The sequence below is a fragment of the Sandarakinorhabdus oryzae genome, assembly GCF_009733735.1.
In the GTDB taxonomy this organism is placed as follows: domain Bacteria; phylum Pseudomonadota; class Alphaproteobacteria; order Sphingomonadales; family Sphingomonadaceae; genus Sandarakinorhabdus; species Sandarakinorhabdus oryzae.
Genome location: NZ_WNJP01000224.1, coordinates 1 through 3,747, shown reverse-complemented (window position 1 = coordinate 3,747; position 3,747 = coordinate 1). Strand labels below are relative to the sequence as shown.

Sequence of the window (3,747 nt, the reverse complement as noted above, 5' to 3'; positions counted from 1 at the left end):
CCGCCGCGCTGTCGCCCTGCCGCGCCAGCAGCGCCGCCAATTGGGCGCGGGCGGCGAGCAGCGCCGCGCTCTGCGGGAATTGCGCTTCGGTCAACACCACCGCCTGTTCGAGCGCGGCGCGGGCGTCCGTCGCCTTGCCCAGTTGCTCGCCTACGCGCGCCTGTTCGGTGGCCACGGCGGCGCGCAGCCACAGGATCGACAGCACCCGCCCGCCGCGCAGCCGCGCCAGCCTGTCAGCCGCAGTGGACAGTGCCGTGTCGGCGGCGGCCAGTTCGCCCAGGCCGGAGCGCGCCGACGCGGACAGATAAAGCGCCTGGGCATCAAGGACGGCGATGCGTTCTTCGGTGGTGAGCAGCGCGCTGCCGCCACCCAGCGCCCGCATCGCCGCATCATCGGTGTTCAGCCGCTGCGACATCGGCATGTCGATGAAGCCGCCGGCCAGCCGTGTCGTCTCGGTGGTGCCGACATCACCGCTCACCGGTCGCGCCAGCACGGCAAGCGCTTCGCTATTGCGGCGCTGGTTGAGCAGATGCTGGGCCTGGTGATTGCGCAGCAGCCGGCCGGCGACCGGATCGCTGGCGTCGAGCAGCTGGGCGGCACGCGCAAACAGCCGGTCGGCCTCGGCAAAGGCCATCAGGTTGGATTGCTGCAGGCCCTGGTTGGCAAGATATTCGGCGCTGCGGGTGAAGCCGGGCGCGCCCTGGCGGCTGCGCTCGACTAGCAGATCGAAGAACTCGGCAGATTCGGCATAGCTGGCGGCATTGTTGCGGGTGTAGGCCTCGGCCAGGGCCTGGCCAGGTTCCAGGCTGCCGGCCTGCAAGCGCGCAAAGGCGGCGGGATCGCCCGCCTCGGTCGCCGCCACCTCCACTGTGCCAACCACCGGCGCATCGGCAATCAGCGACCTGAGACCGATCTGCAATGCGGAGGCATAGCCGGCAAAGCCATCGGCCACATAGGTCGTGCGCCCGCGCGTCAGCTGATAGCGCACCCGGCCCAGGCCCTCGATTGTGCAACGCGATTCCAGCACGCCGGGCAGGCCTGCGACCGTTGCGGAGGCCGGCGCCGGGCAGCCCGGCGGCAGCGCCGGCACGGCACTGCGCAGCACGAACAAATTGCCCACCGGCGCAGCGGCATCACGGCAGACAACGCGATAGCCGCGATCGAACATGCCTTGCAGCGCCGGATCGGCGACCTGGCTCTGCGCGGTGCACAGCACGCCAGCGTTGCCAATGCGGAAACTGTCAGCCAGCGACAGCGGATCGGCGGCGGTGGCGGGTGCGGCGGTGGCGGCCGCGGCGATCAGCAACAGGGCGATGGTGCGGCGCATCACTTCTGCCCTCCCTGTGCACGGTTGCGGCGCGGGTCTGGCTCCAGCCACAGGGCGGGATTGCCGCCGCTGGTCACCGGATCATTGGCGTCGGGATCGGCAAACAGCGGGCCATAATCGATCAGACGCTGCAGCACGACGATCGGCAGCCGCTCGGTCGCCGCCCGCGCTGCCTCGCGCCGCGCCACCTCTTCCGGCGTCAGCGCCTTCACGTTGTTGACGATGGTCAGCACCGGTTGCGAGACGGTGTCGGGCAGCACGCTGGCGCAGACCCCGCCGATGACGCAGCCATTGACCTGGCTGCCGGCGGTGAGACTGCCGGCGGCAAACTGCACCAGGGCAACCGTGTCCTGGCCGGTGGCAAAGCTGTTGTCTTTCAACTGGATGCGGCCGTTGATCACCACGTCGATCAGGCCATTGCCCTGGCCGGCGCGGCTGATGGACAGGCCGCCCGGCCCGGCGGTGAAGCCGGCCGGCAGCGGCCGTGTGCCGCTGTTCTGGATCAGCACCTCGTTGACGGCGCTGATCTGGATGGTGCCGGCCCCGACCGAGCCGCCGGCCACCGCGGGGGTGCCTGCAGCATTGAGCGCATTGTCGCGCGCCGGGCCGATGAGTTGTCCGCCGGCCAGTTGGGTGAGGAGCGCGTCGCTGGCCACCCAGATCCGCGGCGCGGTGAGCGCCAGCGTGCCGGTGAGGCTGTCAACGCCCGCCCCCAGCCGCACGCTGCCACTGCCCTGCACCACCTCGATGCGGCTGCCAGAGGTTAGCGCCAGCCGGTTCTGTGCTCCGGACTGCGCCATGCTGACGGCGCCGGTCACGCGCAGCACGCCGCCGCTGCTCAGATTGACCTGGTTGGTCGCCAGCCCGGTCGCCGGCGAGACGGCGGCCAGCGCGAGCGTGTCGAGTGTCATGCTGCCGGCGGCGGTCTGAACCGTGATCGTGTCGGCGCGCAGGGTGCCGAACTCGGCGTTGGACAGGCTGTAGGTGCCCGGCGTCGCCACGCCAGCGCCGCCGATCACGGCGGCCGTGCTGGCCGGATCGATCACCAGGGTAAGGCTGGTCGCGCTGGCGCCACCAATCACGCTGCCCGGCGCGATGGCGATATCGCTGGCGGAGATCGTGGCCGTGGGCGCAGTGAGGCTGCCATTCAGCGTTACCAGTCTGCCCGCCAGGCTGGCGCTGCCGGCAACGCTGATCGGCCCGGTGCTGAGCGCGCCCTGCGCGGTGGCGCTCAGCACGCCGGTGGCGCCGGCCGCGGGGTTGACCGTGCCGGCATCTATGGCGGCCGTGGTGAGGGCGCCGCCTGCATCAAGGGTCACGCGGTCACCCGCCGACAGGCTGCCGGTCGCAAGCGTGGTCGCCGAGAGCAGCCTGATCTCGCCGTCTGACCGGATATTGCCGGTGGCAAGCGCCGCCCCCGGCTGAGCAGCCGACAGCAAAAGAGACTGGCCGGTGGTGATGTTGCCAGTGGTGATGCTGCCGCCACTGGTGACAGACAGCGCGCCAGTCACCGCCAGATTGCCGAGCACCACGCTGGTCGCCGAGGTGAGATCGAGGAAGCCCGGGCTGTTGGCGTCAGCAAGCTGCAGCGCGTTCCCGCTCAGCGTCGCGCCGATCGCGGCGTTGATCGTGCCGGTCACCCTCAACAGGCCGGTGGCACTGGCGTCGAACAGGCCGGTGGTAACCGTGCCGCCGATCACGATGTCGCCCGGCACTGCGCTGGATGCGGCGGCGAACAGCGCGCTGTAATCCGGCCCGGTGGCGGTGAAGCTGATCAGGCTTTGCTGGGCGAAATCGCCGATCCGCACCCGGCCAGTGGTCGGCGTTGCCAGCGCGCCAGTGGTGACGGTGCCGCCGGCCAGCAGCACGAGGTCGCGCCCGCTGGTCAGCGCGCCGCTGGTCAGCGTCGATTGCGCCACCAGGCCGATATCGCCGCCGCTGGTGACCGCGCCGACCGTGACCGGGCCGAAACCGCGCACGAACACGCTGCTGCCGCCGCCGAGCGTGGTGGCGAGAGAGACACCGGAGCCGGCATCGATCGCCACTTGGCTCGCGGTCACCGTGCCGACTGCGCCGGCCGACGGCGTGGCAAAGCCGGCCAGCACCTGGCCACCCGCGGTCACCTGCAGGACACCGCCGGCCGTGATGGTGCCGCCATCATTGAGCCCGAGATCGACGCCCGACGACACCAGCGCGTCGCCGACGATGCTGATGGTGGAGCCCTGATCGGCGAGCAGGCCGCCGCGCAGCGCAAAGACCGGGCTGCTGCCATTGGCCGTGCTGGTGAGGGAGGCAAGGCTGAGCTGGCTGCCACCGCGGGCGAACTGGCGCACGGCGCCGGCCTGGGCCGGCCCGGCATTGCTGCCCACGCCGCTGGCATCGGCCAGCACGGCGCCGTTGATGATCAGGCTGCCCGGCGT

1 protein-coding gene and 1 pseudogene are annotated in these 3,747 nt (G+C 71.1%); both read right to left on the bottom strand.

Going from position 1 to position 3,747, the window contains the following annotated elements:
* Positions 1–1,330, bottom strand: a pseudogene (locus tag GJ693_RS14570) (CHAT domain-containing protein); the annotation flags it as partial.
* On the bottom strand, positions 1,327–3,747 hold a 2,421-nt coding region (locus tag GJ693_RS17085), incomplete at its 5' end, for a beta strand repeat-containing protein (RefSeq protein WP_197042228.1). The pseudogene GJ693_RS14570 and the gene GJ693_RS17085, both read right to left, overlap by 4 nt.